Below are 26,566 nucleotides of genomic sequence, written 5' to 3' on the forward strand. Positions count from 1 at the left end.
TTATGCTAAACTAGCCCGATGTTTTAATACCGAGTCTGTGCATGTCTGAACTTCCTGTCACACCTAGCATTCAACTGAATACTCGCGGTTTGCGTTGCCCTGAACCTGTGATGATGTTGCATCAAGCCATTCGCAAATCTAAGTCTGGCGATGTGGTTGAAGTATTTGCAACTGACAATTCGACGTCTTGGGATATTCCAAAATTTTGTATGCATTTGGGGCATGAGTTGTTATTGCAAGAAGAACGCTTAGATGAGCAAGGCAATAAAGAATTTCATTATTTGGTGAAAAAAGGCGAATAGGCAAAAATTAGCCTCAGCACTTTTAGAACACTATAATTTAAACACGATAAAATAGTCATGTGATCCATATAGGCATATTTCATTTGCAATTCATGCAAGTTGAAATATGCCTTTTGTGTTTTTAGCCATGACGTTCAACTTTATTTTTAATTTTTCATCAATTTTGCATCAATCCCACCTGCTTCACAGTTTGAGTTAAAAAATGGCGAAACGATCCACGAGTTGCGTTATCTGCTACACATTTTTTAAGGGACTTTTCAACTTTTCTGCATTTATAGGGCAAGTTGTGTGCTTGTGCAAAATCTAACAAAGCTCTGTGTGTTGTATAAGAAATAATTTTTAGAGTGTGAGTTTCTCAATTTGAATTATGAATATAGCGGGCGATCACATAGCGACAGTCATCGGGTACAGTTGGCGGTAACGACTCGATTCTAATTGATCGTTTTATTCATGAGAAAGTCATGAAAAAGCGTAGATTTGCGTATGAATGAGAAGTTTGAATCTTGATTGAAACAGCCATGTAGATAAATCTGCATAGCTGTTTTTTAGATCACAGTCAAATGGACTGAGTTTTAGACCGCATAGCGACTCATTAAAGTCAGTGGTGCTTTGGACTGTAAATAATCGGCAGGAATAAATACGATATTGGCAGCGTGTTGCTGTGCTGCATCAATAATATGGTTGATCACATCGTCTGTGGCTTGTGCGCTGTCAGGTGCGTGCGCTTGATCTAGATAAATTCGTTGCTGGTCGGTATCGACCCAACCCGTCTGCATGTAGCCTTGTTGAACATATAAAGTATCGACATTATTTTGCAACACTGCCTGATAAATTTGCTGCAGATCGGTCACAACACGGTCACTGGCATAGAGTTCATCCAGTTGCTGCGCATGTTGCTGATGCAATTGTTGTTGATGGCTTTTTAGCTCGGTCTGAATACTGTCAATAATGYGTTGTGCGCTGCCTTGTTCTAGCTGAGTGACGTTATCTACACTGAAAATAATGGCATTGGGTTGGTCGCAAATAGATTCATAAAAACYGATATTGCGTCGATCACCCACAATGACCAAGCCCAATGGCTCACTGGCACGTACAGTTTGCACATTTTTATCGATACGGTTTAAAAACTCTTTGAGTAAACGGTCTTCATTGGCGGCTGTGGCACGTTCTGCACCGCTGGTGCTATATAAGTTATCATTTTGAACAGGAAATGCACCATGTGGCAGTCGTTCATTCAAGTCGCTGTCATCTACAGAAAACTCATGGATTACACGATCATTGGAGGCCTTAATCAGACGTCCAATTTCACGACTGATCACTACCACATAGTATTGCACTGCATAAGATAGCTCACGAATAAAATCACGCACTGAAAATTGTTGATCAATCACAATACGTTCTTGGGTAGGGAATGGCAGACGCAGTACTTGTGCACTGTCGGCTGTGGCAAAAATAGCCAGACTGTCTAAATGGTAGTTGGGATTCAAATCTTTGGTTTGATGATGAATCTGTTCTAAAATTTGTGCCACCAGACGTTTGTCATAGTCTGCCAACAGGCGTTCTTCGAGTTGTTTAAGTTGGTTTTTAAGAGCAATCACATCTTGCTGATTGTCTGGAAAGGTACGATGTGTGGGTAGAAATAAGCTGACTGCAGGTTGTGCCTGCACATTTTTAAGTTGGTTGAGGGTGTCTGTTAAATTAAGCATGTTGGAATTCCTCTTCTAATGAAAATAAGAAGAACAACCAAATGCTTGAGCAAGATAAAACTCAAAGTACTGCTTTATACTCCACTCAAGTCAGTTTTAGTCAGCATCTACAACATTTTGCTACCGTGCTAAGTGCTGCATAAAATGCCGAATAGCATTGTATAAAAGCTGACATAACAACATTTTCGGTTGTTCAAGTCTGAAAAAACGAAATAAAAAACTAAAAATAGAAAAGATAAAAAATAAGCAAAAACAGCATAACAAGGAAAGTTATTCAATCGCCTGCTTTTGAATAGAGAAATACCTGAAAAATGTAAGGGATTATGAGATCTTGGTAATTTTGTAAACTGTGTATAAAAAAAGCAGTGCCGAGGCACTGCTTTTGGATTTCTCAATTGCGATTCGCAATTACATATTCGGGTAGTTCGGACCACCACCCCCCTCAGGAGTTACCCAAGTGATGTTTTGTGATGGGTCTTTGATGTCACAGGTCTTACAGTGAACACAGTTGGCTGCGTTAATCTGGAAGCGTTTTGAACCATCATCATTTTCCATGATTTCATAAACACCCGCAGGGCAGTAGCGCTGAGCAGGCTCATCCCATTTCGGCAAGTTTACGTTCACTGGAATAGAGGCATCAGTTAGCTTTAAGTGCGCTGGCTGATTTTCTTCATGTACGGTATTCGATACGAACACTGAAGATAAACGATCAAAAGTCAGCTTGCCATCTGGTTTTGGATAGTTCGGTTTAAAGCTGGTTGTATCTACAGTTTTGAGTGCGCTGAAATCAGGTACCAAATCATGCAAGGTAAATGGTACTTTAAACACGTTCTGGTCGATAAAGTTAAACGCACCGCCCATCCATTGACCAAACTTATGCATTGCAGGGCCAAAGTTACGTGCGCTATAAAGTTCTTCTTTAAGCCAGCTGTTGTTGAATTTTTCAGTGTATGCTGTTAGCTCTTTCACAAAGAAATCTTCGCCTTCAGTTACACGAGCAATCGCCAAGTCACCGCCTTTTGCGACACCTGCAGCAATCGCTTCAAATACCGCTTCACCGCAAAGCATGCCCGACTTCATAGCTGTATGTGAGCCTTTGATTTTGGCAAAGTTTAAGAAGCCTGCATCATCACCAATTAAAGAGCCACCTGGGAAAGTGAGTTTTGGTAATGAATTAAAGCCACCTTTGGTCACAGCACGCGCACCATAAGAAATACGTTTGCCGCCTTCTAGATACTGTTTAATTAGAGGGTGGGTTTTCCAACGCTGCATTTCCATAAATGGATACATGTGTGGGTTGGTATAAGACAAGTCCACAATCATACCTAAAGTAACTTGGTTGTTTTCAGCGTGGTATAACCACCAACCGCCTGAAGAACCTGTTTCACTTAATGGCCAGCCTGCACCATGCATCACCAAACCTGGTTTGTGTTTTGCAGGGTCAATTTCCCAAAGTTCTTTAATACCAATCCCGTAGTGTTGTGGATCGGCATCTTTATCCAAATTGAATTGTTGGATTAAACGCTTACCTAAATGACCACGGCAGCCCTCTGCAAAAATGGTGTATTTGGCATGTAACTCATAACCTGGTGTGAAGTTATGTGTTGGCTCGCCATCTTTACCAATGCCCATGTCACCGGTTTGGATACCTTTAACCGTACCATCGGCATGGTACAGAATTTCAGATGCCGCAAAGCCAGGGAAAATAGAAACTTCTAATTCTTCGGCTTTTTGACCTAACCAACGCACCACGTTGCCTAGCGAGATCACGTAGTTACCATCGTTATGCATGGTTTTAGGTACCATCCAATGCGGTGCTTGCTGGGCTTTTTCAGGTGACATCAAGAAGAAAGTTTTATCTTCAGTCACAGGCACATTTAAAGGCGCACCTTCTTCTTTCCAGTTAGGGAATAACTCATTGATCGCACGCGGTTCGAGCACAGCACCAGAAAGGATATGCGCACCAACTTCAGAGCCTTTTTCGACCACACAAACGGACAGATCATTTAAATTGTTTTCAATTGCAAGTTGACGAATTTTGATCGCAGCAGAAAGACCCGCAGGGCCTGCGCCTACGATGACTACGTCAAACTCCATCGATTCACGTTCGATGTGTTCCATGTAGGACTCCTCATATAATTGAAGGTGGCAACCGCATCAAGCAACGGTGCTGCCATGAGTATTTTTAGTTGCCAGACACAAATTTAATCGTGTCTTTTACAGTATGGGTAAGTATTGTGAGCTAGTATAGTTTTAAACCGAGTCTTAGCCAATTGGCTGAATCGTATTATTTTTCCGTCAGTAAGGTACTGCAGCATGAAGCATGACGATAATTCAATCAAACCGACAGAAAATGTAGCTACGGCTGATAATAAAAATTTAATGCACATTGCACAATATATAAAAACTGGACAGTCAGGTCACAAAAGATCAATCCCTCCTTTGGAGCAATGGCATCCAAAGCATTGTGGAGCAATGGATTTGCTGGTCAAAGCCAATGGAGAATGGTGGCACGAAGGTCAATTGATCAAACGTCAGGCATTGGTTGATCTGTTTTCTAGTGTGTTATGGAAAGAGCAGGGCAAGTTTTATTTAAAAACCCCCGTGGAACAAATTGAAATCCAGGTAGAAGATGAGCCTTTGTTCATCAATCAGGTTGATGTGGTCGAAATCGGACAGCAAAATTATATTCAACTTATCACTACACATCAGGATATTGTGATTGTTGATGCCGAGCATCCTATTTTTATGCGTGAATATGCAGGTGAGCTGCGTCCTTATGTGCATGTGCGTTTTAGTATTAATGCCCTGATTCAGCGTGCGGCTTTTTTACATTTGGTGGAATTGGGTGAGCTGAGTGAAAATGCGCAGGGCGAAACGATTTTATCGTTGAAAAGTGGTGATTTGCACTTGCATTTAAGCAGCTGAGGTTTAAGCTTTATTCATTCTATTTTGTATTGCTGAATCTCTTGCTATGACAGCCATTCATCCTGTTTCTCCCTTAAATCAAGCTATGCCAAAAGCACAAGCCAGTGCGCCAATTGGTATTTTTGATTCGGGCATAGGAGGCTTGTCGGTTGCTATTGAAATTGCAGAATATTTGCCTAATGAAAGCATTGTGTATTATGCCGATACAGCACACGTGCCGTACGGCCCACGCGATGATCAAAATATTCGGGAACTCACTGCAGCTGCAATCGAATGGTTATATCGACAAGGGTGTAAAGTTGCAGTCGTGGCGTGTAATACAGCTTCAGCTTTTAGTCTAGATTATCTGCGCGACCATTACGGCGAAGATTTTCCTATTATTGGTTTAGTGCCTGCTTTAAAGCCTGCTGTATTAAATAGCCAAACCAAAACAGTGGCTGTACTTGCGACACCTGCCACTTTTCGTGGGCAACTCATTAAAGATGTGATGCAGCGTTTTGCGATTCCTGCTCAAGTCCGTGTCTTGAATGTCACCAATCTAGATTTAGTGCCTTTTGTTGAGCAAGGTGCGCAAATGAGCGAGGCGTGTTTAAGTTCCTTACAGCATAGTTTGCAACCTGTGGTCGATCAGGGAGCGGACTATTTGGTACTCGGTTGCACCCATTATCCTTTCTTAAAACCTGCGATTGAGTCCATTTTTGGTCACAAACTGACATTAATTGACTCAGGAATTGCCGTTGCACGTCAAACTTCCCGCATTTTAATTAAAAATGAGTTATTATTTGACCAAAGTGTGGCAGATACATTACAAATCGCGTGTTATGTCAGCGGGAACAATGCAGAACAATTAAAACCCGTGTTGCAGCATCTTATTCCAGGCAATATTTCTTGGAGTATCGCAAATGTGAGTACTGTGGACTGAGTTTAAGATAATTTTTTACAATTGGGGAAAGGCATTGCAAGTAGACGGTGACTGACTTGTAATGGCAATAGGAGAGGGGAAACCAATGCTGGATAAGCGTTATCAGGTCTTTATCTCGACTTCTGGGGCAGATATGCAGCCAGAAAGAGTGGTCTTGGCACAAACATTGGTAGGAATGGGTTTTTTTTCGTGGGGGTTAGAAAAACGCACCCCACTTAGCACTGCATTTGCACGCCGTCAAATCGATGATTGTGACTATGTGGTGATTCTATTGGGCAGCCAGTACGGTGAGCAATCGGTGTCGGGCGTGGGTTATATGCATTTAGAGTATATTTATGCATTCACCAAGCAAAAGCCAATCATTGTATTTATGCACGAAGACCCTGCTTCACGAGATCCAGCTTTACATGATGAAAAACCTGAATTGCGTGAAAAATTCAAAGAGTTTCGTACATTATTGCAACAAGAAGTCGATCAGGTATTTTGTTATCGCACTTTACGTGATTTAGAGCTTGCTGTCCGCTTTAATATGTCACAAATGCTGGAGCGTTATCCGACGTCTGGTTGGGTCCGTCCGCAAAATACGCAAGCCTTACATGATGAAATTGAGCGTTTAAAAAGTAAGTTAAGTCAGCTAGAAACTGATGTGGGACAGCGTGAATCAGATCCGTTTTTAAGCCTCTCTAAAGTCTCGATGAATGAATCATATCGTTTTGAATATCGTATGCATGCGTATCAGGATGGTAACTTTAGAGAGCTCAAAGTTGAACGAAGTTTAAGTTGGGCGCAGTTGTTAGCAATTTTAGGTAATACTTTTATTCATCCGACCCCTGAAGAATATTTTTCTAAACGTATGAATGAATATTTGAATGAAACAGGTTTGGATGATGCACGTCAGATCATGCCGCGTGCGCATGCGGTTGCACGTGCTCAAATCAATATTCGAGCGTTGCATGAGATTAAAATGCAAATGCGTCAAAATGACTGGATTGTGCAAGCGGGGCGTGATGATCGTCAGCGGATGCTGTGGCAAATCACGGCAAAAGCGCAAAAACTTTTAGAGAGCAATGTGCTCGATACCGACCGGGTTAATTCATTTAAAACACCGTATTGACTCTCAATACAGAGTAAAAAAACTGTTAGAGTAGTCGTGTTCAATCATCAGACACGAGGGCTGGATGTTGTCTACAGCAAAACCCAAAGTAACCGTTCTTTTASCCAATTTAGGTACGCCTGATGAACCGACTGCAGCAGGGGTTCGCCGTTTTTTAARGCAGTTCTTATCTGATCAACGGGTGATTGAAATTCCCAAACCGATTTGGCAAATCATTTTAAATTTATTCATTTTGCCATTTCGTCCTAAGCGTGTTGCACATGCCTATGCCATGGTCTGGCAAAACGACTCACCCATGCGTGAAATTTTGTTGCAACAGGTTGATGCCTTAAAACAGCAGTTATTGCCGCTATATCCTGAATTTGAGTTGAATATTGTCCCGGTAATGACCTATGGCAATCCGGGTATTCAACAGGCTTTGGCAGCTTTGAGTCAAAATCCGCAAGATCATGTGATTTTGTTCCCTTTATTTCCACAATATTCGGCAACCTCGACAGCGCCTTTATATGATGCCGTTGCCAAATGGGTGCCACAGCAGCGTAATTTGCCGGGCTTATCCATCATTCGTGACTATTATCAGCATCCATTATACATTAAGGCTTTGGCGCAAAGTGTGCGTGAATTTCAAGCCGAGCATGGTGCGGCAGAAAAGCTGTTGATGTCGTTTCATGGCATTCCACAGCCGTATGCCGATAAGGGTGATCCGTATGCAGAGCGTTGTCGGATCACGGCCAAATTGCTTGCCGATGCTTTAAATTTAAATGATGAGCAATGGGCAATTAGCTTCCAGTCACGTTTTGGCAAACAGGAATGGGTCAAACCCTATACCGATGTGTTACTTGAAGAATGGGGACAGCAGGGCGTGAAGTCAGTGCAAATTATGAGCCCTGCTTTTTCTGCAGATTGTTTAGAAACGCTAGAAGAATTGGCGATTCAAAATGCAGAATTGTTTTTACAAGCAGGTGGCAAAGAATATGCCTATATTCCTGCACTGAATACCCGTGCCGATCATTTGGATTTGCTCAAACATTTAGTTCAAGCTAATCTTGATGCTGTAAAGCATACCCTAAGCCATTAATTTTTGAGGTTCGCCACCATGTTGCAAGTCAAAATTGTTCCCGTCACCGCTTTTCAGCAAAACTGCTCGATTGTGTGGGATGCTGAAAGCAAAGAAGCGATTTTGATTGATGCAGGCGGCGAGCCTGAAAAACTGAAAGCTGAAGTTGAAGCGTTGGGTTTAACGGTGAAAGCTTTGTGGTTAACTCATGGGCATCTAGACCATGCGGGTGCTGTGGGTGAATTGCAACATCACTGGAATGTTCCTGTGATTGGTCCACAGAAAGAAGATGCCTTTTGGTTAGATCAACTGCAAGAAGTGTCTGCGCGTTATGGTTTTCCTATCCCTGAACAAGTCACGGTTACACAGTGGTTAGAGGGGGGTGAAGTGCTGCAATTGGGGCAAGAAAGCTTTGAAGTGCGTTATGCACCTGGGCATACCCCAGGGCATGTGATGTTTTATAATGCAAAATATGGCATCTTGTGGACAGGTGATGTGCTATTTAAAGGCTCAATTGGACGCACTGATTTTCCACGTGGCAATCATCAACAATTGCTCGATTCAATTCAGCGCGAATGTTTTAGTTTGCCCGATGACACTCAGTTTATTTCGGGGCATGGTCCCATCAGTACCATAGGATTTGAAAAACAGCACAATCCTTTTGTGGCGGGGCAAGCAGGTTAAGTCTTGTGCTGTGATTTAACAGTAAAAGATCAGCTAAAAGTCAGTGTGTACTGACTTTTTTTATTTGCGGAAAGGATTGCCTAAGACTTGTCTGCTTTCGAGAGCAAATAGCATGGCAAAGAATGTGAGTAAAATCCTCAGCATTAAACTTCCTTTAAGACAAGCTTCCATGGGGTTGTGTTCCTAAAATTCTTGTTGTTGCTTTTTTTATTCAATGGTATGTGTTTAACACGCGGCACGATTAAAGAGTGCGATTCGTCTTTATTAAGCCATGATTAAGCAACAAATTTTGAACAATTTATGAATAAATGGGCAAGGTTCCCTGCAAGTTTTATACTTCTCAACGGGATTTTGAGCTGAAATTTAGGTGTACTTTTTACCCTTTAAGCTTAGTGATTGTTTAATTCTATTCCTCAGAGTTTTCTGCTTGTGGAGCATCTTGGGTGAGTAAACGATATTCATCACTTGCCCATGCGCCTAAATCAATGAGCTTGCAACGCTCGGAACAAAATGGACGAAAAGGATTGTCTTCCCATTGTGTAGATTCGCCACAACGTGGGCAAGGAAAAGTACGAGGCATGCTGAACTCCTATGAAAAATACAGGATTGGATTAGGCAAATAGCACCTGACTTGGTAGACTTGTGCCGAATTTTGTAAGTTTGATCTGATTATGCCAATTCGTCAATTTCAASCCCAGCGTATGCATGCCCCTCGTGATTTTCAAGCCGTTGCCAATGAATCGGTTTGTGTTGAAATTGGTGCGGGTAAAGGCAAGCATGCTTTATTATTTAGTGGACAACATCCTGATAAAAAATTAATTGCGATTGAGCGTACCCGCGAAAAATTTGTGGCGATGCAAAAACAGCATCAACTTGAAGGTCAGCGCAACTTACAAATAGTACATGCCGATGCAATTCCATGGATTGTGCATGCTTTATTTCCTGCTCAAGTAGAGCAATTCTTTATTTTATATCCAAACCCTGAACCGCATAATGCCACCCAGCGTTGGTTGAATATGCCGTTTTTTGACTTTTTGTTGTCACGCTTAAAAGCAGGTGGCAGCATTACTTTGGTGAGTAATATTCCTGAATATATTGCAGAAGCACGGCAGCAGCTGATCGAAGTGTGGAAATTGCCATTTATTCAGCAGGATGTTCCAGTAGATTCAGCACGCACTCACTTTGAAATCAAATATTTAGCACGTGGCGAGCGTTGTCAGGAACTGCAGATCAGCAAACCTGCCGCTTATACAACCCGTTTTGATGATTTTCAGCCTTTGCAAGGACAGCAGCCAACTTTAACACCGACTTCAGTTGAGGCGAAAGCGTCCGCAGACTCAAGTGTAACAACTGAGTAAACAGGCATGAAACAGCGCATTGCAATTATAGGAGCAGGACCAGCAGGGCTAATGGCTGCCGAAGTGCTGAGTCAGTTTGACTATGATGTGCATGTTTATGAGCAGAAACCTTCAGCGGCACGTAAGTTTTTGATGGCAGGTAAAACGGGTCTGAATATTTCACATGCAGAACCGATTGCACAATTTATTCAGCGTTATGATCAGGCGGAATGGTTGGCGCCGTGGATTCAACAATGGGATGCCGCTTGGATTCAAAACTGGATGCAGGGTTTAGGTATTCAGTCTTATGTAGGTTCATCGGGGCGGATTTTTCCACAAGAAATGAAAGCCGCGCCTTTGCTGCGCGCATGGTTAAAACGCTTAGTTGATGCAGGCGTACAGTTTCATTATCGGCATCAGGTCTGTGATTTAAATCAAAATCAACTTAGTATTCAAAATTTAAGCACAGGGCAGATTGAACAACAGCAATTTGCCGCCATTGTGATGGCATGTGGGGCAGTGTCGTGGTCGAAATTAGGTAGCGATGGTGCATGGCAGCGTTGGTTATCTGCCAATGAAATTCAGCCTTTTCAAGCCAGCAATGCAGGAGTGGAATGTCACTGGTCTAATTATATGCAGCCAGTATTTGGGCAACCGTTAAAACGTGTACAAGCATGGGTGAAAGGTGCTGTACCAAGCATGGGTGATATCGTGATTAGCCATTATGGTTTAGAAAGTAGCTTAATTTATAAACAAGGGCGCGCGTTGCGACAATTGCAGCAGGAACATCAACCGCTGCAGTTACAACTGGATTTGTTGCCCGATTTAAGTATTGAGCAGCTTTCTCAAAAGTTACAACCTTCCAAAAAACAGTCTGTAAGCAATATTTGGCGCAAGGCGGGTTTGGATGCCGTGAAGTCTGCAGTCGTGCGTGAGTTGGTGGATAAAGCCCTTTGGCAGCAGCCTATGCAACTAGCGCAGCAGATTAAAAATTTAACGGTGCCTTTAAAAGGTTTTCGTCCTATTGAAGAAGCAATTAGCTGCGCGGGCGGGGTTAAACGCGAGGTTTTATCTGCACAATTGCAGTTAAACTCTAATCCTCACGTTTTTCTTTGTGGTGAGATGCTGGATTGGGATGCACCAACGGGCGGCTATTTGCTAACAGCCTGTTTTGCGACAGGACGCGCTGCCGCGGAAGGCGTGCATCAATATTTACAGCAGCGTGTGTAAAAATACATTACTCATCTAGTTGAGGATACTGCCCACGCCAATGTTCTAGTTGTTGCTGCGCCTGTAACAAGTCTGCTAAACCTTGTTGACGTTGTGCTTTACTGACAGGATAAGGAGCAGAAGTTGTGTCTTGAGTTGCCAGATATTGCGCTTGTTTTTCCCAATATTCACTCATTAAGCCTTGAATATAGCGCCCTTGTGGCGTTTTTAAATCCAGTGCTTTAAGCATGGTTAAGGCAGATTGAATGTTGTCCTTCAGGCGATCTTTTGCAAATGCAGCATCAAGTTGTTTGCTTTCATGCAAGCGTTCTAACTCATCTTCTAAATCATTACTTATTTTGTCATGGCGTTGTTCATAATCCATCAGCAATTGAATGTCATGCGGGTCATCCGCAGTCATTTCAAAGGGCTGAATCGCGGCTTGCTCGACCTGACTTTGCATGATTTGATCTTCAGGACTGAGTTTGTCTGTATGTTCTACCTTACTACGCTCACAGGCACTGAGGGCAAAAGCCAAACAAATTGTTAAGGGAGCAATCGCGTGTTTAAAGGTTATTTGCATTTATTTGCTCCCTCTCATTCAACTTTTTGATAGACATACATATGTGTGCAATAAGGAAATTCAATTTCATCTTGCGCATGCTTATTCGTATATTCTAATACTAATTGTTCAAATTGTGTTTTGAGTTGTTGTTGCTGTTCAATCGGCATCGCAGCAATGAAACTAGTCGAAAGTAAACGCTTAGATACTACTTGTTCGACTGTACCGACATGCGGGTGATGAAATTGCTGCTCGTGGGTGAGTTGAAATAAATCTGTATCGGCAAATACCTGACGCCAGTCCTGATTGTGAAAACGCGGGGTATCGCCCTCAAAAGGTAAAATCATCTGTGCCAGTGCATTCACCCAATTGACCGAAATATCACGTTGATTCCAAATTAACAGCAAATAACCTTGAGGTTTTATGATTCGGTGAATTTCCTTTAAACTTTGCAGATTGGCAAACCAATGAAAAGATTGCGCACAGCTCACCAAATCTGCACACTGGTCGGGGAGTGGTAATTGCTCACTTCGTGCCTGAATTGTCTCAACTTGCGGGTAAAGTTGCTTTAATTCGGCTAACATGCTGGCAATCGGATCTACCGCTATAAGCTGAGTTGTCAGTTTGAGCAAATGTGGCAGGAACTTTCCTGTACCAGAACCTAGGTCTACAATATTACTATTCAATGGAACTTGGAGCTGATCTTGCAGGAAAATAGCAACTTCTTGCGGGTAACTGGGGCGAACTTGTTGATACAGGTTTGCTCCTAAAGCAAAGCCTTGTTGTGCGGCAGGGTGTAGAGATTGTGTCATATTTTGCGATTTTTAATCTGCTGTGCATCTATAAAATAACATATTCACTTTTGAACTTGTGTACAGTGTAATCAGGTTTAAAGTAACGGTTTAATTCAGCGCCTTGGCGTCGGTGTGGGAATGGATAAACACATAATTTTTGAAGACGGACATATCCGCGCTATTTTCATGAAAGGCTCATCTCAGGAGCTGATTTTTTCTTTTGGTGATTTAATTACACGAGCCAAAGGCACGTCTATTAATGCAGAAAAATCACTGGAAAAGTTTCATTTCAATGTGATTGGGGTCATGCCTAAGGAAAAATCATGGTTTCCTGAAGCATCTATGCGCGCCATGTTGGCCGCCATTCAAGACCTGATTGCTTCATTTAAAATTCGCGTGGGCTATGGCGGCTCAATGGGTGGATACGCGGCAATTAAATACTCCAATTTGTTGGATTTAAATCGTATTGTGGCTTTGGTACCGCAGTATTCAATTGATCCTGAAGATATTCACGACCCACGTTATAATATGTTTTATCAGGCAGATTTAAATGCCAATATGCGCATTCAAGCGCAAGATGTATCGGCACACCGTGAATATATTGTGGTTTATGACCAATATTATCCTGAAGATCGTGGGCATTATTTAAAAATTCAGCCTTTAATTCCGCATTTACATACTTTGCATTTACCATTTACAGGGCATGATGCGATTGCGATTTTAGCCAATTCTGAATTACTGAATGACTTTTTAACCCATCCTTTTGATGCGCCGTTCTTTTATCAAAAAATTCGCAAGGTGAAAAAGAACAGCAAGTTTTACTATCGTAAAGTGATTGAAAATGTCTTGCCGAATCATCGTTGGTCTTTAGGTCGTATTTTAAAATACAATAACTTACAGCTTGACAGTAACTTCTTTGATGCCAAGTTGAAACAAAACCTGATTCGCTCCTTACTGAGTAATAAACAGGTCGATCAGCACGATTTAAACAAACTCGGCTTACAAATTCAGTTGCCGTATGAAAATCGTAATGTCTTGCTCGACCATTTTGGTCATGGTTTGGTGTTTAACATCATCAGCCAAAAAATTGAGAGCTATGCCGCACATGCAATTGCCTTAAATCATAAATTCCTGATTCCGATTTATGCAAAGGGCAGTGGTTTGGTGCAAATTTATCTGAACGATGAACGCTACTTAATTAGTATGAATGATCGTCATGTGATGAAACTATGCAAGGAACAAGATGCACTGGCTGCAGGCATGCACCCCTTGATATTAAAAAAATATAGCGACTATTTTGTGTTGAGCTATAAAAATTTGAACTTGAGCAGTGATGAGTTCGGTGGCAATGATTTTGTAGAAGATTTGCCAGATACTGCCAAATTTACCCTAGAACTGGAACAGTAAGCTGCAAAGTTTGATCCATTATTTAGATGGTTTAAATTTTAGACACTTGTATTGTTTTGCCATTGGGCTAAGATGATCTTAAAACATGCTTTTGTTGATCATTCCAAGGGTAGTATGTATGACCAAGTTGTTAATGCCTGCTGTGCTTGTTTTGCTGTCTAGTTTAATTTTATCTGCGACTTTATTTGCAGATGCGCCTGAGCCGAAGGCTTATCTATTTTTTGCTTTAGGTTTGTTGGTTTTGTTGGGATTAGGCACTTATGTATTCCGACAAATTCAAAAAACGATACGCTATCACATGAATAAGTCTGCAGATTAAATGCAGGCTTATTTATTTGCGCTGAGTTATTTTTGTGCTTTTCAAGCAACCAATAAATCAAAAAAATTATAGTTTAATCACTTTAATTTCTTCTTCAGCCTCTGCACTTGGTGCAGCCTGAGTTTGTGCTTCCTGATTAGGTGCGGTAGTGGTGGCTGCAGGGGCGATATTCTGCGAAGGCGCGCTTAATAGTGCTTGATAGATAGGCACGGCATGGTCACTTTGTCCTGTAATCACTTCTTTGGTTTCCTGAATTTTAGTATTTACATTATTGGCAAGTTGCTGCCCAGTATGTTTGGCTTGAGCCGCACCCTGGCTGCTCAATTGTTTGGCGTTGTCTAAAGCTTGATGTGCCGATGGGCGAATTTTTTCAATACCTTTTTCGGTTACTTCACCGACTTTTTGTGCAGCTTGAATCACGCCTTCCTGAGTTTTATATGCCCAAACATGCAAAAGGTTTGGATTGTCTGCATAAGGCTGAATTGGTTTATTGCTTTGAATTTGCGCATCACTATTTTGTGCCCACACCGAAGCACTACTGAGTAATAGTCCAATACAAATGCTGACATTGATCTTTTTCATTGTGCTGCGCCTCTTAGGATGCCGAATACTGGTCGTTGAAAGGTTTTGAATAGAATGTACTGCATTGTATAAAGCCTAGATGATCTGCAGTGTTTATTTTTCGCAAGTAAGATGTGTTTTTAGGTGAAATTTACAGTGTTTGAGACTTTAAAGTGCTTGAAACTATGGCAGAGTTTCAGACTTAAAGAAGAAGACCCACATAAAATTGTGGGTCTTGTTACTCTGGAGAGTTGTTAAAGCAGGGCAGCAATGGCTACACTGCTTTTATCATCTTAGTTTGAAATATCAAGCGATGCTGTATTTATATTGAAAGTCCAACAATCTTGCTACATCAAGATACATTCAAAGCTGTTTTTAGCTTAGTTGCATTGTGCAAGCGCATCTTTATGAAAATGGTTGCGTAAGGTGATGAAGTTCTTTTGCACAGTTGCATCATGCAAGTCAAAGTGAGTTGCTATGCTAGTCCCATCTTGTGCAAATGTTGCAGAACCAGCTGAAATTAATGCATTGCCTTTAAATGCCCATTGTTCAATAGAACGACCTGCTTGCAGTGTGCCTGTAAATTCGATCACGCATTTATCAATAAATTTTGTGAGTTTGGCGCTGTTATTGACAGTGTCTGGGTAAACTTCAATGTTTTTCACTTCTTGTAAAACACCTGCTGTGAGCTGTGGAATGACAGGTGCAGAAGTACACGCACTAAGAGAAAGGCAAGTTAAACCCGATAAAATGAGTGTTTTAAGTTTCATAAGCTCGTTTTCTTGTTGAGTGTTGTTAGGTTGAGTATAGGGAATTGGGAAACAATTGACTATAAAAAGTAAATTTTGAATTAAAGAATAGACAAAAAAATTTGTAGGATATGATTCTCTCGATTAATATAAAGATGCTCTTTAGTTTTAGGACTTAACAGTCTAGTCGGGTGTTTAGCCAGACTCTAACTTATTGATGAAACACATTGGAGAACAAAAGTTTCAATTCTTCGCTCATGTGATTCGCAAACAATTGAAACTTTTGCTCTAAAGTAAAGAGCGTCAAGCTCAGTGAAGGATACTTCCTGAGCTTTTTAATTAGGGAAAAATTATGTCAAAAGTTGATGTTATTGAATATTTAATGTCTCAGCAAATTCATAATTTTGATTCTAAAATGGATTTTTTCAAATTTTTCGATGAAGCTCCAAAGAAATATAAAAGATATGAAATTCCTAAAAGGACTTCAGGTACACGTACTATTGCTCAACCTATTCGTGAATTAAAAGATTATCAAAGAGCTTTGATTGATCTTTTTCAGGAAAATTTTCCTATTCATGCTTCAAGTATGGCATATGTCAAAGGGAAAGACATAAAGAAAAATGCTGAAGTACATTCTCAAAATATTTATTTTTTGAGAATGGATTTTACTGACTTTTTTAATTCGATTACCCCAAAAATTTTTTGGAAGGCTTGTGAAAGAGCAGGCATAGAATTTGATTGGTTAGAAAAAGAGATAATAGAAAAAACTTTTTTTTGGAAGCCTAGTAAATATTCAAATAAGTTAGTTCTAAGTATAGGAGCACCAAGTTCACCTTTTATCTCTAATTTCATCATGTTTTCGTTTGATTGTGAAATTGCTCAATATTGCGAGGAACAAGGTATTACTTATACACGTTATGCAGACGATATGACGTTCTCCACAAATACGCCTAATTTATTATTTAGTATGCCTGATACAGTAAGAAATGTATTGATTAAACTTTATGGTAACACTATAAAAATTAATCATCTGAAAACAGTTTTTTCATCTAAAAAGCATAATCGTCATGTCACAGGTATTACTATTAATAACCATGATGAGCTTTCAATAGGGAGAGCTAAAAAGCGTTATATAAAGCATTTAGTTCACAAGTTTATTGAAGAAAAAATTTCTCTTGAAGATTTAAGTTATTTAAGAGGTTATCTTGGTTTTATAAAATATGTTGAACCAAATTTTTTAATAACCCTTGAGAAAAAATATACTCAGAATGTAATTCAAAGAATTCGGGTAGGAAATTGATATGAATACACGTCATTTATTAAGTAATGCACAGAATGGAAATTTTGAGGCTGCAGTTCAAGTATTTATAAATTATAGAGATGGTATATTAGGCTTTGAGAAAAATGAAGGGCAGGCACAGATAGCTTTTGAAAATATAATAAAAATTCTAAATACGGACTTTTTTTTATCTACACTAACTATTTCGAACTTCAGAAAAATTTTAGAACTAGAACTAAATCTCCATAAAAATCTAACAGTATTAATAGGTGAAAATGGAGTTGGTAAAACGAGTTTATTAGAGTCGATTCGTAAAAATTTGATGTGGATTGCTGCTACGGCTCGTAAAGAAAATACCAATGGTGGGACTATTGATGTAGATGATGTAAATAATCTTAATAAAGATAAAGGGGCATATATAGATTGTGAGTTTCAAATAGGAAATGCTTATAAATTCAAAGGTAGGGTAGCACGCCTACCCGAAGGCATCCTTAGCGATTTAAAAAGTGATCTAGTCTCATATCGTGAAATTGGTAAGAAATTTCGCCTTTTAAATAATTATAAAAGTATTGATTTACCACTTTTTGCCCTATACGGAATTGATAGACTATCAAAAGATGCTAGAAAAGCAAGAGCATCAGATTTTGATAAACTTAGTGGATATGATGGTTCTTTAAGTTCAAAAGCGTCATTTAATGTCTTTAGTGAATGGTTGATTCGGTTATTGAAGATAGCAAATACTGTTGTTGATAATGTTGATAGTTTAAAAATTAGAAACCAAGTTGATAGTTTATTGCAAGCAGGTGCTAATAATAAAGATCATCCTTTATATGAACTATATGAAGATTTGGTATCAGTTCTGGAATTGTATCCTAACGATCGAACAAACAATCAATCAAAAAAAGCAATTAAGTTCTTGGAAGAATTATTTAGGAAAATATATCCTGATTTAAATCATATTGAACTTGTTAATGCAGATGATGGTGAAGATAAAGTAGCTTTAAATTTAGAACGAGAAATTATCTTTTTACATCAATTTTCTGATGGGCAAAGAGTTTTGTTTGGGCTAATAGGAGATATTGCAAGACGTTTGCTTTTACTCAATGACGTATCTGATACGCCTTTTGATGGTAGAGGAATTGTTCTTATAGACGAAATTGAACTGCACTTACATCCTAGTTGGCAACAGAAAATTATTTTGATTCTACGTGAGTCATTTCCAAATATTCAATTTATTGTGACTACTCATAGCCCTCACATTTTAACAACGGTAGAAGCTGAATGCATTCGTTCTATATACATAGATCATGAAACAAATACATTTAAATATGAGATACCTAAATTTACAAAAGGTGCGCAGTCGAATGTAGTTCTGGAGGATGTCTTTTATGTAGATCCAAGACCACAAGAAGTAGAAGAAGTTAAATTACTTGAAGAGTATATTAGTTTAGTGAACCAAGATAAGTGGGACTCTGAGCGTGGTACTGAGCTCCGTAAAAAATTAGATGAGTGGGGGAAAAATAAAGAAACAGAGTTAGATAGAATTGATGTTGAAATTTCATTAAGAAAATTTAAAAGATCAAAAAAATGAGGCATATATCTAAATCTGAAGCACCTTTAGGCTTAACCAAATATCTAAATGAAAATTCAACTGCTAAATGGGAAAATTTTAAGAATGAAGATCAAGTAGCTTATAAGGCTGTATGTACTCTAATCAAAGAAGATCAATTAGGTATATGCTGCTATTGTGAAACTGATTTTGAAATATCTAATACGAGTTTAATTAAAGATTTTCGAGTAGAACATTTTTATCCAAAATCAGAAACTTATTTACCTAATACTCAAGAAAATGCTCATCTAACATGGAGTAATTTATTTGGTTGTTGTCATGGTGGTTCAATGAACCATATCGATGATAATCGTTATACAAATCCTAATTTACATTGTGATGCTATTAAGGGGGATAATGACTGGACTAATGAAATACTTAACCCTTTGCATATTCCAGCAGATGCGAAAATATTTTCTTTTGAAATGGATGGTGAAATTATTATTTCAGATCAATGTCCAGTTGAGCTTAAGGTTTTAGCAAAGCAGTCAATAGAAAAACTTAATTTGAATGAGAAAACTTATTTGAAGAAGGCTCGAGAGGCTGTCAGAAAGGAAATGGAAAATCAATCAGCTATTTTAATTCAGAGTGGGAAGACTGTTGAGGAAGCACTAGATTTTTTGAAAGAAGCCTTATTTTCAAATACGGCAACTAATATGAAGTTTTATACTTGTAAACTTGATTATGTTTCTTACTAAAATATAAAAAACCCGCTCTCAAGCGGGTTTTTTATTAGCTAAATCTTAGTGCTGCAACACCGAAATATCCGCAACACTTGTAAACAAGCCACGCAACTGAGCCAATAAACGTAAGCGGTTAGCTTTCAATTCAGCATCATCTGCCATAACCATTACACCCTCAAAGAAAGCATCAATAGGCGCACGCAATGCAGCCAATTGAGAGAGTGCGGTGGTGTAGTCTTTTGCTGCCAATAATGGCTCCACCACAGGTGTGATTTTCGCAAGTTCCGCGAATAATGCTTTTTCTGCATCTTCCACCAAGTTAGCTTCAATGACGCTTCCTTCAGGTGCGGTTTCTTTGGCTAAAATGTTGGCAACACGCTTGTTTGCAGCAGCCAATGCAGCCGCTTCAGGCAAGGCACGGAAGTGATTTACCGCATTCACACGTTTATCAAAATCTAGTGGAGATTTTGGTGATAAAGCTTGAACGGCTTGAATCACATCTACTGCAACGCCTTGGTCTTCGTATTTCGCACGGTAACGACCTTCAAGGAATGCAACAGCATCTGCCAAAGTCTTGTCGTGATCTTTTAATACATCGCCATAAGCAGCCAATGCCAGCTTGATCAGGTCTTCGATAGATACATCAAGTTCATTTTCAGTCACTAGACGCAGGATACCAATGGCAGAACGACGTAGCGCAAATGGGTCTTTAGAACCTGTAGGTGCCTGACCAATACCGAAAATACCAGTTAAAGTATCTAGACGATCCGCAAGGGCAATCGTTGTACCCGTTTTGGTTTTAGGCAGAACGTCACCCGCGAATTTAGGTAAATATTGCTCACCTAAAGATTCAGCCACTTCATCATTTTCACCTTCAAGACGTGCGTAGTAAGTACCCGCGATGCCTTGAAGTTCTGGGAATTCACCTACTAACTCAGAAGTTAAGTCGCATTTTGCAAGCAGGGCAGCTTTTTCAGCATCTTCAGCTTTTGCACCCGTAATCGGAGCAAGTGCGACAGCCAGTTTAGCAATACGTTCAGACTTGTTCCACAAAGTACCCAGTTGTGCCTGGAATACCATGTTGGCCAGTTTCTCTTTACGAGAAGCTAATGGCTGTTTCTGGTCTTGCAGGAAGAAGAACTCAGCATCTGACAGACGTGGACGAACCACTTTCTCATTACCTTCAATAATTTGAGTCGGATCTTTAGACTCAATGTTTGAAACGGTAATGAAGTAAGGCTGTAATTTGTTTTCAGCATTCACCAGACAGAAATACTTCTGGTTATCCTGCATGGTAGTGATCAGGGCTTCTTGAGGAACGGCAAGGAAGCGTTCTTCAAAGCTGGCACGTAAAGCTACCGGCCATTCAACCAGTGCAGTGACTTCGTCACGTAGATCCGCAGGAACAATTGCAATCGCATTCACTTCATCCGCTAATGCTTTTACTTGCTGATCAATGATCGCTTGACGCTCTTCAAACGACGCCACAACGTAAGCAGCTTTTAACTTCGCTAGATATTCATCGGCATGCGTTAAAGTGATAGCTTCAGGTGCATGGAAACGATGTCCATAAGTGACATTACCTGCCTGATGGTCTTGAATCGTTGCTTCAATTACTTGATGATCTTTAAGTAAAACGACCCATTTTACTGGGCGCACAAATTCAGTACGGCTTGCAGCAGAACGCATACGTTTTGCAATTGGCAGGTTGTCCAATGCTGTTTGTAAAATGTGTGGCAATAACGCATCAAGGCTTTGACCTTTCACGTCTTTTAAGTAGCACACTTTTTCAACTTTACCTGCTTGGAATGTAGAGACTTGATCTACCGTAATGCCTTGACCGCGCATAAAGCCTTCAAGCGCTTTGGTCGGTTTGCCTTCGGCATCATAGGCGGCTTGAACAGCAGGACCATCAAAACGTTTTTGGGTGTCTGCTTGCGCACCATCTACATTGACAATTTTAAGTGCCAAGCGACGTGGCGCTGCATAGGCTTCAATTGCATCAAAAGCTAAGCCTGCATCTTTTAAACCTTTTTCAGTTTCTGCAAGTAAGGCATCGCGTAAGGTTTTTAAGCTTTTCGGTGGGAGTTCTTCGCAACCGAGTTCAAATAAAACTGTATGTTTAGACATTATTTGCTTTCCTCAGTATTTTGCGCTTTGGCTTCCGCTTCAACCTGTGCTTTTAACTGCGCCAAGACTTCATCACGTAAATGCGGTTCTGCCATTGGGAAGCCTAATTTTGCACGTGCAGCCACATAACTTTGAGCAATAGAACGTGCTAAGGTACGTACACGTAAAATATAACGCTGACGCTCAGTCACAGAAATTGCACCACGCGCATCGAGCAAGTTAAAGCAGTGAGATGCTTTAATCACTTGTTCATACGCAGGTAATGGTAATTCTGCTGCAATTAAACGGCTTGCTTCTACTTCATAGAAGTCAAACAGTTCAAACATTTTATCAACAGGCGCATATTCAAAGTTATAGGTCGATTGTTCAACTTCATTTTGATGGAACACATCACCATAAGTGACTATACCAAACTGTCCTTTAGTCCAAACCAAGTCGTAAACTGAGTCTACACCTTGCAGGTACATTGCCAGACGTTCAAGACCATAGGTGATTTCGCCTGTTACAGGGTAGCATTCAACTCCACCCACTTGCTGGAAGTAAGTGAATTGCGTCACTTCCATACCGTTTAACCATACTTCCCAACCTAGGCCCCACGCGCCAAGTGTTGGAGATTCCCAGTTATCTTCTACAAAGCGAATGTCATGCACCAATGGGTCAATTCCAATCGCTTTTAAAGAATCTAAATACAACTGCTGGATGTTGTCTGGGTTTGGTTTCAGCACCACCTGAAATTGATAGTAGTGTTGTAAGCGGTTCGGGTTTTCGCCATAACGACCATCTTTAGGACGACGAGATGGTTGTACATACGCCGCGTTCCATGTTTCTGGACCTAAAGCACGTAGGAAAGTGGCAGTGTGGAATGTCCCTGCACCCATTTCCATATCGTAAGGTTGTAAAACGACGCAGCCCTGCTCCGCCCAGTAGTTTTGTAAGGCAAGAATTAAGCCTTGAAAGGTATCAATATGCGATATGGCGCGACTCATGGTCATCCACTTAAAATTAGAGAAAAATTGTGCTCAATTATAAGGATTTTGAGGTGCAGTGCAAAGGATTCGAGCGTTTCAGCGACAAGTTCTGATAATAAATTATTTAAACGCTTTTGTTTAATTTTCGAGTTAATTCAAAACGTACCCCATACCAGACATATTTTCCCAGTTGGCAAAGTCCTGAATCGCAGACCATTCACATAAACGTCACCTCATGACGCATAACATCTTTCTCAATCTTAATTTTCAAATCATGAAATGTTAGCTTTGAAATGATGTTGTCACTGAGGTGTTTGCTATGTCTGATCGCATTCGTGAAAAATTACAAATTCTTGCTGATGCAGCTAAATATGATGTGTCCTGTTCCTCTAGTGGTAGTGACCGTAAGAATAAAGACAAAGGTTTAGGCGATGCCAGTCGGGCAGGGATTTGCCATAGCTATACCGAAGATGGGCGCTGTGTTTCATTGCTGAAAATCTTGTTCAGTAATGTCTGTATTTTTGATTGTGCTTATTGTGTGTCGCGCCGTTCTAATGATGTGAAACGTGCTGCATTTACGGTACAAGAGGTGGTTGATCTGACCATTAATTTTTATCGTCGTAATTATATAGAGGGATTATTCCTTAGCTCAGGTATTTTTAAATCCGCCGACTATACGATGGAGCGGATGCTTCAAGTGGTGAAAAAGCTACGTCTCGAAGAAAATTTTAATGGCTATATTCATCTCAAAACTATTCCTGGAGCATCGCCTGAGCTGATTCATGAAGCAGGATTTTATGCTGACCGTATGAGCATCAATTTAGAAATGCCAACTGAGGTCGGATTAAAAGCGTTTGCGCCTGAAAAATCACATCAAGAAGTACAAAAAGACTTGGGGCTAGTGCGAGATCGACTGATTCAACTCAAAGATGAACGCCAGATTATCAAGCATGTGCCAAAATATGTACCCGCAGGGCAGACCACGCAAATGGTAGTCGGCGCACATCAGGAAACTGATCAAGACGTACTTATGATGGCAGATCGACATTACAAGGAATTTAAACTGAAACGGGTATATTTCTCAGGTTATATTCCAATCAACACAGAAAATAACTATTTACCAGCGGTCGGTTCGGCGCCGCCTTTATTAAGGGAAAATCGGCTTTATCAAAGTGATTGGTTGATGCGTTTTTATGGTTTTGAAGTCAATGAAATCGTCAATGAAAAACACCCACATTTAGATTTGGATGTAGACCCCAAACTGAGTTGGGCGTTGCGTCATCCCGAGCAGTTTCCAGTGGATTTAAATCGTGCTGACTATCGCATGATCCTTCGTGTACCAGGCATCGGCGTAAAGTCAGCCAAGAAAATCGTGCAAGCGCGTCGTTTTGGCAAGATACATACTGATTTATTGAAGCAACTCGGTGTGGCGTATTCACGTGCCCAGTTTTTTATTCGTTGTGAAGACAGTCCACGATTTCAAAAGGAACTTTCTACGACTGATATTCGTCAGCAAATATTAACGCAGGGTTCATCTAAATACGTTAAACAACTGTCACCGCAATTGAGTTTAGGATTTTAAACATGCTCAGTGATGCGGTGGTTTATTACTACTTTGATGGCTCTATGGTCGGTTTACTCAACTGCGTATTTCGTGCTTTTCAATTTAAAGAGTTTCACGTGCAACTGTGTTTAAACCAAGGTGCGCAGCATGGCTTATTTGCTACGGTGGTTGAAATTCCAAATCATGAGCAACATGCAAGTCGTGTTTGGTCAGCTTTACAGCAGAAACTTTCGCATTCATCTCTGAGACAATTTTATCTTGCTTATTTGTCAGAATCGTTGGATGCCTATCAACATTTATTTAATTACTGTATCTATGTTTTTCGGCATCAACATTCAGTCGAAAAAAATTACTCTCATCCCAGTGTTTTAGCGATTTCGCAATGGACGAAAAAGGTCGGGCGCGAAAAGCATCGTATGGAGGCTTTTGTGCGGTTTAAGAAAACCACAGATGGATTGTTTTTAAGTTTAGTTCGACCTGATTTTAATGTATTACCTTTGATACAGCCGCATTTTAAGCGTCGTTATCAAGATCAACGTTGGCTCATTTATGACGAACAACGTAAATATGGACTGTATTATGACTTACACGAGATTCATGAGGTGTCTCTAGATGCTCATCAGATTGACCGTAATATTGAAAATGGGGCTAGTCAAAATTTTCAATTAGAATTAGATGAACAAGAAGAATTATATGATCAGCTTTGGAAAGATTATTTCAATAGTATCAATATTAAAGAACGTCAGAATGTGAAATTGCATGTGCAATATTTGCCAAAACGTTATTGGCGATATTTGAATGAAAAATATGTTTAAGGCATTTTTTTGATTATTATTTTAAAAATACCAACATAACAAAAGAGCACATTCATGACTAAATTAGTTTAAAAAACAGCAGTACTGATTATGGCTTGTTTGAGTACTTTGGTATTTGCCAAAACGCAAGATAAAGCGATAGATCCTTATAGCCAATGTGTCGATGACATAATTCCACAGCTAAAACTGGGCAATATCAATAATGCTGTGGTGGAGATCTGTAGTACCAGAACCAAAACTTTATATGCAAAGCAGATTGTGCAGGTATGGGATCAAATAAAAAAACAGAGTCAGGAATACAAGCAGCTTGAACGCTATCAGGACATCATGAAATCACAACAACTCTTGAAAAATTTTGTCGATCAAAAGTGCCGTAATGCTGGTGCTTATATCGGTTCGCCGATGTATGAGTTTTGCCCCATGCAAAAATATGTAGAGCGATTGGAGCAATTGGAGGAGTATTTAAATTAATCTTGATCAGTTTTCGTTATTATTTAAAACTGTAATTTAAATACATCTTCAGTCTGAGTCGGCGTATACTGCTGCAACCAATGAAACAACACTATTCCAGCAAGGTGCATTGTGAGCTTAACCCAATCAGACTGGCTAAATGTCTTAAAACCGAATTACAAAGTATTACCTTTCAAAGAACGCCTACTTTGTGGTTTGGGCGCATTATTGGGTTTGGCATTATCTTCCCTGATCAGTTGGTGGGTGTTGGGCGATATTAACGCATGGTATATCGCGCCAATGGGTGCATCTTCGGTATTGTTGTTTGCTGTGCCTGCCAGTCCTTTGGCGCAGCCGTGGAATATTGTAGTTGGGAACAGTATTGCAGCAATTATGGGCGTGAGCTGTGCTTTATATATTCCAAATTTAACAGAAGCCTTTAGTGTGGCGGTGGCTTTATCTATTTTCTTGATGATGACCACCGATTCGCTGCATCCACCGAGTGGGGCAGTGGCCATTACCGCAGTGCTTGGMGGAGATGCCGTACGTGAACTGGGTTATCACTTTATTTTTTATCCTGTGCTGCTCAATTCAGTTTTGCTGCTGGTGATTGCAATCGTATTTAACCGCATGATTGGCAAGCCTTATCCTCAAACGCCACAGTTGAATCAACGTACCCAAGACCCAACGCCTACTCAAAAAGCCACTATTCAGCCGCAAGATATTCAAGATGTTTTAGATGCACAAACCCAGTTGCTAGATATTAGTGAATACGACTTACAAAAAATCATCTTAGAAGCACAGCACAAAGCCAGTGAACGACAAACTCAAGCACTGACTTGTGCTGATATTATGAGTAAAGATGTGATTACCTTGCAGCAGGATGATGATATCCAGCTCGCGCTGGACAAGTTCAAGCAGGTCAATTTAATGAGCTTGCCGGTGGTAAATGCCGAGCAGCAACTGGTCGGCACATTGGCGCTATATGAAGTGGTGGAATGGTTTAAACATGCCACCGATGTGCGGATGTCATGGCAGCATCAGGTCAAACACATTATGAACCGCAAGGTGGTGACGGTAAAACCACATCAGAGTATTGCCGATCTGGTCCCGTATTTTGTGGAACGCTCGTTTAACTATATTCCGGTGGTAGAGCAGCAGCGTTTGGTGGGGATTATTAGCCGCGCCGATATGATTGCCATCTTAAATCAACAGCTTGCTGTAAAGACGAATTGATTGATTTGTATTGTCGATGCGTATCCAAAAAGTGTCAATTCTGAAGCTACCAAACTGCTGTGACATTTTAAAATACATTGCAGGTTGAAAGGCAAAAAAAAGCTACGATGCTTGGGGGAGCAATCGTAGCGAAAAAGAAAAAACGGTGTAAATAAGGGGTATCTAAGAGTGAATCAGCGAA

The 26,566-nt window shown here is 40.3% G+C and carries 26 protein-coding genes; 17 read left to right on the forward strand and 9 right to left on the reverse strand.

Annotated elements, in window-relative coordinates:
- The first annotated feature begins 41 nt into the window (after nt 1–41).
- On the forward strand, nt 42–302 hold the full coding sequence (gene tusA, locus BJN41_RS07945; RefSeq protein WP_070154406.1) for a sulfurtransferase TusA: 261 nt from the start codon (nt 42–44) through the stop codon (nt 300–302).
- Between the two features lie 572 nt (nt 303–874).
- Here the strand turns inward: tusA and BJN41_RS07950 are convergent.
- Together BJN41_RS07950 and BJN41_RS07955 are read right to left on the reverse strand one after the other, a co-directional pair.
- Nucleotides 875–2,008 (reverse strand): hypothetical protein, encoded by a 1,134-nt coding sequence (locus BJN41_RS07950; protein ID WP_070154408.1) that lies wholly within the window; start codon nt 2,006–2,008, stop codon nt 875–877.
- A gap of 408 nt (nt 2,009–2,416) precedes the next feature.
- The gene (locus BJN41_RS07955) at nt 2,417–4,129 is read right to left on the reverse strand and encodes an electron transfer flavoprotein-ubiquinone oxidoreductase (protein ID WP_070154410.1); all 1,713 of its coding nucleotides are present in this window, start codon (nt 4,127–4,129) and stop codon (nt 2,417–2,419) included.
- A 195-nt stretch (nt 4,130–4,324) separates the two neighbouring features.
- On the opposite strand from BJN41_RS07955, the gene BJN41_RS07960 reads away from it, so the two are divergent.
- From BJN41_RS07960 to BJN41_RS07980, 5 genes are all read left to right on the forward strand, one after another.
- On the forward strand, nt 4,325–4,936 hold the full coding sequence (locus BJN41_RS07960; protein WP_070154412.1) for a DUF1285 domain-containing protein: 612 nt from the start codon (nt 4,325–4,327) through the stop codon (nt 4,934–4,936).
- 46 nt (nt 4,937–4,982) lie between these two features.
- Nucleotides 4,983–5,858: a glutamate racemase gene (gene murI, locus BJN41_RS07965; RefSeq protein ID WP_019836042.1), complete on the forward strand. Its 876-nt coding sequence runs from the start codon at nt 4,983–4,985 to the stop codon at nt 5,856–5,858.
- Between the two features lie 85 nt (nt 5,859–5,943).
- Entirely contained in the window at nt 5,944–6,972 is a 1,029-nt protein-coding gene (locus BJN41_RS07970; RefSeq protein WP_070154414.1) for a DUF4062 domain-containing protein, read from the forward strand.
- Nucleotides 6,973–7,036: 64 nt separating this feature from the next.
- Complete coding sequence (gene hemH, locus BJN41_RS07975) at nt 7,037–8,050, forward strand: ferrochelatase (RefSeq protein ID WP_070154416.1); 1,014 nt, start codon at nt 7,037–7,039, stop codon at nt 8,048–8,050.
- Between the two features lie 18 nt (nt 8,051–8,068).
- Complete coding sequence (locus BJN41_RS07980; protein WP_070154418.1) at nt 8,069–8,713, forward strand: MBL fold metallo-hydrolase; 645 nt, start codon at nt 8,069–8,071, stop codon at nt 8,711–8,713.
- A gap of 406 nt (nt 8,714–9,119) precedes the next feature.
- Here the strand turns inward: BJN41_RS07980 and BJN41_RS07985 are convergent, their stop codons facing one another.
- Nucleotides 9,120–9,293, reverse strand: coding sequence for a DNA gyrase inhibitor YacG (locus BJN41_RS07985; RefSeq protein WP_070154419.1), 174 nt, complete (start codon nt 9,291–9,293; stop codon nt 9,120–9,122).
- 91 nt (nt 9,294–9,384) lie between these two features.
- On the opposite strand from BJN41_RS07985, the gene BJN41_RS07990 reads away from it, so the two are divergent.
- Both BJN41_RS07990 and BJN41_RS07995 read left to right on the forward strand, forming a co-directional pair.
- On the forward strand, nt 9,385–10,071 hold the full coding sequence (locus BJN41_RS07990) for an rRNA adenine N-6-methyltransferase family protein (protein ID WP_070154420.1): 687 nt from the start codon (nt 9,385–9,387) through the stop codon (nt 10,069–10,071).
- Nucleotides 10,072–10,077: 6 nt separating this feature from the next.
- Nucleotides 10,078–11,280 carry a TIGR03862 family flavoprotein gene (locus BJN41_RS07995; RefSeq protein ID WP_070154422.1) on the forward strand — a complete coding sequence of 401 codons (1,203 nt, stop codon included), beginning with the start codon at nt 10,078–10,080 and terminating at the stop codon, nt 11,278–11,280.
- A gap of 7 nt (nt 11,281–11,287) precedes the next feature.
- On the opposite strand, the gene BJN41_RS08000 is transcribed toward BJN41_RS07995, so the two are convergent.
- Together BJN41_RS08000 and BJN41_RS08005 are read right to left on the reverse strand one after the other, a co-directional pair.
- Complete coding sequence (locus tag BJN41_RS08000) at nt 11,288–11,842, reverse strand: hypothetical protein (RefSeq protein ID WP_019836035.1); 555 nt, start codon at nt 11,840–11,842, stop codon at nt 11,288–11,290.
- A 14-nt stretch (nt 11,843–11,856) separates the two neighbouring features.
- Nucleotides 11,857–12,633, reverse strand: a complete 777-nt coding sequence (locus BJN41_RS08005; RefSeq protein WP_019836034.1) for a class I SAM-dependent methyltransferase — start codon at nt 12,631–12,633, stop codon at nt 11,857–11,859.
- Between the two features lie 120 nt (nt 12,634–12,753).
- Here BJN41_RS08005 and BJN41_RS08010 point away from each other — a divergent pair, with 120 nt between their 5' ends.
- Together BJN41_RS08010 and BJN41_RS08015 are read left to right on the forward strand one after the other, a co-directional pair.
- Entirely contained in the window at nt 12,754–14,022 is a 1,269-nt protein-coding gene (locus tag BJN41_RS08010) for a hypothetical protein (protein ID WP_070154424.1), read from the forward strand.
- 118 nt (nt 14,023–14,140) lie between these two features.
- Nucleotides 14,141–14,341 (forward strand): hypothetical protein, encoded by a 201-nt coding sequence (locus tag BJN41_RS08015; RefSeq protein WP_070154427.1) that lies wholly within the window; start codon nt 14,141–14,143, stop codon nt 14,339–14,341.
- A 66-nt stretch (nt 14,342–14,407) separates the two neighbouring features.
- Here the strand turns inward: BJN41_RS08015 and BJN41_RS08020 are convergent, their stop codons facing one another.
- Both BJN41_RS08020 and BJN41_RS08025 read right to left on the reverse strand, forming a co-directional pair.
- Complete coding sequence (locus tag BJN41_RS08020; RefSeq protein WP_070154429.1) at nt 14,408–14,923, reverse strand: hypothetical protein; 516 nt, start codon at nt 14,921–14,923, stop codon at nt 14,408–14,410.
- Between the two features lie 359 nt (nt 14,924–15,282).
- A complete protein-coding gene (locus BJN41_RS08025; protein ID WP_004976007.1) occupies nt 15,283–15,672 on the reverse strand; it encodes a hypothetical protein in 390 nt (129 codons plus the stop codon).
- Nucleotides 15,673–16,003: 331 nt separating this feature from the next.
- Between BJN41_RS08025 and BJN41_RS08030 the strand changes: the two genes are divergently transcribed.
- From BJN41_RS08030 to BJN41_RS08040, 3 genes are read left to right on the forward strand one after another with little or no spacing between them, the layout of a single operon-like run.
- A complete protein-coding gene (locus tag BJN41_RS08030; protein WP_070154431.1) occupies nt 16,004–16,951 on the forward strand; it encodes a retron St85 family RNA-directed DNA polymerase in 948 nt (315 codons plus the stop codon).
- A gap of 1 nt (nt 16,952) precedes the next feature.
- Nucleotides 16,953–18,521: an AAA family ATPase gene (locus BJN41_RS08035; RefSeq protein ID WP_070154433.1), complete on the forward strand. Its 1,569-nt coding sequence runs from the start codon at nt 16,953–16,955 to the stop codon at nt 18,519–18,521.
- A complete protein-coding gene (locus BJN41_RS08040; protein ID WP_070154435.1) occupies nt 18,518–19,237 on the forward strand; it encodes a retron system putative HNH endonuclease in 720 nt (239 codons plus the stop codon). The genes BJN41_RS08035 and BJN41_RS08040 overlap by 4 nt, the downstream gene beginning before the upstream one ends.
- 45 nt (nt 19,238–19,282) lie before the next feature.
- On the opposite strand, the gene glyS is transcribed toward BJN41_RS08040, so the two are convergent.
- Together glyS and glyQ are read right to left on the reverse strand one after the other, a co-directional pair.
- Nucleotides 19,283–21,352, reverse strand: a complete 2,070-nt coding sequence (gene glyS / locus BJN41_RS08045; protein WP_070154437.1) for a glycine--tRNA ligase subunit beta — start codon at nt 21,350–21,352, stop codon at nt 19,283–19,285.
- Nucleotides 21,352–22,338 carry a glycine--tRNA ligase subunit alpha gene (glyQ, locus tag BJN41_RS08050; protein ID WP_070154438.1) on the reverse strand — a complete coding sequence of 329 codons (987 nt, stop codon included), beginning with the start codon at nt 22,336–22,338 and terminating at the stop codon, nt 21,352–21,354. The genes glyS and glyQ overlap by 1 nt, the downstream gene beginning before the upstream one ends.
- A gap of 301 nt (nt 22,339–22,639) precedes the next feature.
- Here glyQ and BJN41_RS08055 point away from each other — a divergent pair, with 301 nt between their 5' ends.
- The 4 genes from BJN41_RS08055 to BJN41_RS08070 all read left to right on the forward strand — a co-directional run bounded on the left by BJN41_RS08055 (nt 22,640) and on the right by BJN41_RS08070 (nt 26,385).
- Nucleotides 22,640–23,902, forward strand: coding sequence for a putative DNA modification/repair radical SAM protein (locus BJN41_RS08055; RefSeq protein WP_070154440.1), 1,263 nt, complete (start codon nt 22,640–22,642; stop codon nt 23,900–23,902).
- Between the two features lie 2 nt (nt 23,903–23,904).
- A complete protein-coding gene (locus BJN41_RS08060) occupies nt 23,905–24,699 on the forward strand; it encodes a TIGR03915 family putative DNA repair protein (RefSeq protein ID WP_070154441.1) in 795 nt (264 codons plus the stop codon).
- Between the two features lie 90 nt (nt 24,700–24,789).
- Nucleotides 24,790–25,170 (forward strand): hypothetical protein, encoded by a 381-nt coding sequence (locus BJN41_RS08065; protein WP_070154443.1) that lies wholly within the window; start codon nt 24,790–24,792, stop codon nt 25,168–25,170.
- Nucleotides 25,171–25,281: 111 nt separating this feature from the next.
- Complete coding sequence (locus BJN41_RS08070; RefSeq protein ID WP_070154445.1) at nt 25,282–26,385, forward strand: HPP family protein; 1,104 nt, start codon at nt 25,282–25,284, stop codon at nt 26,383–26,385.
- Nucleotides 26,386–26,566: the final 181 nt, after the last annotated feature.

The organism is Acinetobacter towneri, from assembly GCF_001758345.1.
Classification (GTDB): Bacteria; Pseudomonadota; Gammaproteobacteria; order Pseudomonadales; family Moraxellaceae; genus Acinetobacter; species Acinetobacter towneri_A.

Excerpts from the sequence above, each read along its gene's own strand:
- tusA (WP_070154406.1), top strand. The coding sequence starts at position 42 with ATGTCTGAACTTCCTGTCACACCTAGCATTCAACTGAATACTCGCGGT.
- BJN41_RS07955 (WP_070154410.1), bottom strand. The coding sequence starts at position 4,129 with ATGGAACACATCGAACGTGAATCGATGGAGTTTGACGTAGTCATCGTA.
- BJN41_RS07960 (WP_070154412.1), top strand. The coding sequence starts at position 4,325 with ATGAAGCATGACGATAATTCAATCAAACCGACAGAAAATGTAGCTACG.
- murI (WP_019836042.1), top strand. The coding sequence starts at position 4,983 with ATGACAGCCATTCATCCTGTTTCTCCCTTAAATCAAGCTATGCCAAAA.
- BJN41_RS07970 (WP_070154414.1), top strand. The coding sequence starts at position 5,944 with ATGCTGGATAAGCGTTATCAGGTCTTTATCTCGACTTCTGGGGCAGAT.
- BJN41_RS07980 (WP_070154418.1), top strand. The coding sequence starts at position 8,069 with ATGTTGCAAGTCAAAATTGTTCCCGTCACCGCTTTTCAGCAAAACTGC.
- BJN41_RS07985 (WP_070154419.1), bottom strand. The coding sequence starts at position 9,293 with ATGCCTCGTACTTTTCCTTGCCCACGTTGTGGCGAATCTACACAATGG.
- BJN41_RS07995 (WP_070154422.1), top strand. The coding sequence starts at position 10,078 with ATGAAACAGCGCATTGCAATTATAGGAGCAGGACCAGCAGGGCTAATG.
- BJN41_RS08000 (WP_019836035.1), bottom strand. The coding sequence starts at position 11,842 with ATGCAAATAACCTTTAAACACGCGATTGCTCCCTTAACAATTTGTTTG.
- BJN41_RS08005 (WP_019836034.1), bottom strand. The coding sequence starts at position 12,633 with ATGACACAATCTCTACACCCTGCCGCACAACAAGGCTTTGCTTTAGGA.
- BJN41_RS08010 (WP_070154424.1), top strand. The coding sequence starts at position 12,754 with ATGGATAAACACATAATTTTTGAAGACGGACATATCCGCGCTATTTTC.
- BJN41_RS08015 (WP_070154427.1), top strand. The coding sequence starts at position 14,141 with ATGACCAAGTTGTTAATGCCTGCTGTGCTTGTTTTGCTGTCTAGTTTA.
- BJN41_RS08020 (WP_070154429.1), bottom strand. The coding sequence starts at position 14,923 with ATGAAAAAGATCAATGTCAGCATTTGTATTGGACTATTACTCAGTAGT.
- BJN41_RS08025 (WP_004976007.1), bottom strand. The coding sequence starts at position 15,672 with ATGAAACTTAAAACACTCATTTTATCGGGTTTAACTTGCCTTTCTCTT.
- BJN41_RS08030 (WP_070154431.1), top strand. The coding sequence starts at position 16,004 with ATGTCAAAAGTTGATGTTATTGAATATTTAATGTCTCAGCAAATTCAT.
- BJN41_RS08035 (WP_070154433.1), top strand. The coding sequence starts at position 16,953 with ATGAATACACGTCATTTATTAAGTAATGCACAGAATGGAAATTTTGAG.
- BJN41_RS08040 (WP_070154435.1), top strand. The coding sequence starts at position 18,518 with ATGAGGCATATATCTAAATCTGAAGCACCTTTAGGCTTAACCAAATAT.
- glyS (WP_070154437.1), bottom strand. The coding sequence starts at position 21,352 with ATGTCTAAACATACAGTTTTATTTGAACTCGGTTGCGAAGAACTCCCA.
- glyQ (WP_070154438.1), bottom strand. The coding sequence starts at position 22,338 with ATGAGTCGCGCCATATCGCATATTGATACCTTTCAAGGCTTAATTCTT.
- BJN41_RS08055 (WP_070154440.1), top strand. The coding sequence starts at position 22,640 with ATGTCTGATCGCATTCGTGAAAAATTACAAATTCTTGCTGATGCAGCT.
- BJN41_RS08060 (WP_070154441.1), top strand. The coding sequence starts at position 23,905 with ATGCTCAGTGATGCGGTGGTTTATTACTACTTTGATGGCTCTATGGTC.
- BJN41_RS08065 (WP_070154443.1), top strand. The coding sequence starts at position 24,790 with ATGGCTTGTTTGAGTACTTTGGTATTTGCCAAAACGCAAGATAAAGCG.